Raw genomic sequence first — 3,512 nt, forward strand, 5'->3', positions numbered from 1 at the left:
TTTAAACCCATTCATGAAAATCAAGTGGGCTTGTATGTCTGCGGGGTCACGGTGTACGACTATTGCCATGTCGGCCACGCACGGGTGATGGTGGTGTTCGATACGGTAGTACGCCACTTACGCGCTCTGGGGTATGACGTGACCTATGTGCGCAACATCACCGATATTGACGACAAGATTATCCAGCGGGCGTTGGAAAACAAAGAACCGATTCAAGCATTGACGGCGCGTCTCATCGACGCCATGCACGAAGACGAAAAAGCGTTGAATGTGTTGCGTCCGGATAGGGAACCGAAAGCCACGGAGTATATGGCCGACATTGAGCAGATGATCGCGACGCTGGTCGATAAGGGGTACGCTTATCCGGCGGAGAACGGCGATGTGTATTTCCATGTGAAGGCCGATGAGGATTATGGCCGTTTGTCCGGTAAGCACATCGACGAACTGGATTCCGGTGCGCGAATCGAAGTGAATGCCTTTAAAAAGGATCCGTTGGATTTCGTGCTGTGGAAAGCGTCGAAAGAAAACGAACCGGCTTGGCCGTCGCCGTGGGGAGAGGGCCGTCCCGGTTGGCACATCGAGTGTTCCGCCATGTCCACCCAATGTCTGGGGAACCATTTCGACATTCACGGCGGTGGATTGGATTTAAGCTTTCCGCACCATGAAAATGAGATTGCCCAGTCGGAATGCGCCACCGGCGAACACTATGTGAATACCTGGATGCACTGTGGCTTCGTGCGCATCGACGACGAAAAAATGTCGAAGTCGCTGGGCAACTTCTTCACCATTCGCGAAGTCTTGAAGCAGTATCATCCGGAAGTGATTCGTTACTTTTTGTTGGCGAGCCATTACCGCAGTCCGGTGAATTATTCCGAAGAGAACCTGAATGTGGCCAAAGCCAGCGTCGGGCGTTTGTATTCGGCCTTGGAAGCGGTTGAACTCATGGGCGACGCGGAAGGATCAACGCGTTTTACCGACGAGTTTGTCGAGGCGATGAACGATGATTTCAATACCCCGCAAGCGCTGGCGGTGCTGTTTGAATTGGCGAAAGAGGTCAATAAACAAAAATCACCAGGCCTGGCGGTTTTGCTGAAACAATTGGCAAACCGTTTGGGCTTGTTGGAAATGACGCCGGAAGCGTTTTTTAAATCGCAGCCGTCCGATTCTGAATTCACCGATGAGGGGATTGAACAGCTGATTCAGGAGCGTGCCGAGGCGCGACAAGCGAAAAATTTTGCACGGTCCGACGAGATTCGTGACCAGCTTCTGGAGCAGGGAGTCGAGTTACTGGATAGCCCGCAAGGCACCAGCTGGCGAAGAGTTTAGCGGAATCAAATGGTTAGCGTTGGCTAATAACCGTTTTGAAAATATGGAAATAAGTTGCTGTTATTTTTAAACGTTTGTCTTAATTTTGAATATTAGTGTTTGACAATATAAGTTCTTTCTAATAACATAGAGTCATTCATGTTTCTTCATGAGTATCCTCCTCTGATTATTTCTTGTTCTTAAAAGAAATAATGTATTTAAAGCCTCGGTTTGTCCCCGGGGCTTTTTTTTATCTTGAATTTCTCAATCAATTTCTCAATATTTGGGTTAGCGTTCTGGAATCAGGAGCTTGACGTGTTACGCGTTTCGGTTTGTGACAGGGTTTTGTGGTGCCCGATGGGGTGCATGAAATTTTCCAGTCGGTCGTATTTTTTATTCAGCATGGATTTAAAGATGGTGGTGTACTCCATGACCGCCTTGACGTAGGCGCGTGTTTCGGAAAACGGAATGGTGTCAATCCACTGGTCGGCGGCGATCTGTGTACGATCGGGGATCCACTTGTCCACGCGCGAAGGGCCGGCATTGTAGGCGGCGGTGGCCAGGACGCGATTACCGTTGTATTTCTCGCTCAGGTAACCTAGGTAAGCGCTGCCCAGCTCAATATTGGACTCGGGGATGGTTAACCGAGTGTACTGCCGTTTGTTTAAGCCGATTTTGCGGCCGATGTAGCGAGCGGTTTTGGGCATGACTTGCATGAGTCCAATGGCGCCAACCGGTGAACTGATGTCGGGCGAAAAGGCACTTTCACGACGAATGACACCGTACACCCAGGCTGGGTCTAGGGTATTTTTATCGGCGGCCTGCATGATCGGCTCTTTGTAAGGGGTGGGAAAGCGTAACGACAAGTCGTCCCATTTCTGTACGCGTGACACGGTTTGAATCGCTAGGTTGTGTTGCTCTCGCTCGGCCATGAAAACGGCAATGGCTTCAAAATCGTCTCGATCCAGCTGTTTCAACAAATGATACCACTCGCGGTTCAGGCTGATCTTCCAGTCAATGGCAATCAGTTCTTGCATGACTTCGAGCTGAGGGTACTTTTGCATTAAGGTGGCGATGTCCTGAGTGTCACTGGGGCTGGGATTGAATTGATACGGCAGATTTAAACGATCGGCCGATAAAAAACCGTAAAAACTACGCTCCTGTGCCAAATCTTTAAAGATAGGGTTGGCCGCTTGATTGTGTTTGAGTTCGGACAGGGCACGCGCCTGCCAATAGCGCCAGCGAGATTCTTGCTGCTGTTCACTGGGCAGGATTCGATAAATATCGAGATAATTGACCCATTCTGATTCTCTTATGGCCAGTTGCATCTCCCATTCCAGGGTGCGCTCGTCTTTGGCGGCACGGTCGATTTCCGCCAGGTACTCACTGGCTTTGGGGTGGTATTGATAGGCGAATCGAAGGCTGACACGGCTTTGCAAGCGCCCCTCTTCTTCCGCACTGAGACCGTATTGTTGTCCTCTGGATTTGAGGGTCTCCAGAGCTTTTTCCGGATCGGAATAGGCTAGGCGTTGAATCCCCTGTTTGAAAATGGATTTGCGAATCACCGGTGATACATAGGCGGGGACGGTGTTGGTGACCTTGTTGGGGTGTCGATAGACATCGATCCAGTAATTGAGGGCTTTTTGATCCTGTTTTGACAGGTCACGCCCGATGCGTCGAGCGGTTTTTGTGTGGCCTTTGCGCATGGCTTCGCTGGCTTTGGCCCATACCATTGAACCGGTAATCAGCTGGTGCTTGCGCAAATAGCTTTCCAATGGTGAGCAGGCGTTTGGAAGGGTGGCGTTTTCTTGCCAAAGCGTTTGTAAGGGCTGGGGTTGAAATTGTTTGGGCGTTTGTTGTATTTGAGCGCGATAGTAGTAGCAGGTTAAGTCTTTATTACTGTACTCGCCGGGTTGATAATGCTTTAAATAGGACGTCCAGTCCTTGTTTCGCCCAAGGTGTTTTAGCCACTTTCTTTTTAGAAATCGGGGAAGTGGGCTGCTGGGGTGACGGTGGATGAACTGTTCGATTTGAGCGGGGGGAATGTCTTTCAGGTGATAGCTGTAATCGAGATAACGAATGTAGGGCGCCAGTGAGTAGTCTTTGAGTTCCGCCTGATATTTGGCAATCAGTGGGCGGTCATTGGCTTTGACGGCCTTGTAAGCCTGGAGAAATTTTTTCTGATTGTCGGTGAGGTTTTCTCGGTT

The 3,512-nt window shown here is 50.0% G+C and carries 2 protein-coding genes; one reads left to right on the forward strand and one right to left on the reverse strand.

The window, feature by feature from the left end:
- On the forward strand, positions 1-1,326 hold a 1,326-nt coding region (cysS, locus tag ACP5D0_RS10240), incomplete at its 5' end, for a cysteine--tRNA ligase (RefSeq protein ID WP_472365698.1).
- A 281-nt stretch (positions 1,327-1,607) separates the two neighbouring features.
- On the opposite strand, the gene ACP5D0_RS10245 is transcribed toward cysS, so the two are convergent.
- Positions 1,608-3,512: transglycosylase SLT domain-containing protein (locus tag ACP5D0_RS10245; protein WP_472365700.1), on the reverse strand; the 1,905-nt coding region annotated here is incomplete at its 5' end.

The organism is Hydrogenovibrio sp. (assembly GCF_049975065.1).
In the GTDB taxonomy this organism is placed as follows: domain Bacteria; phylum Pseudomonadota; class Gammaproteobacteria; order Thiomicrospirales; family Thiomicrospiraceae; genus Hydrogenovibrio.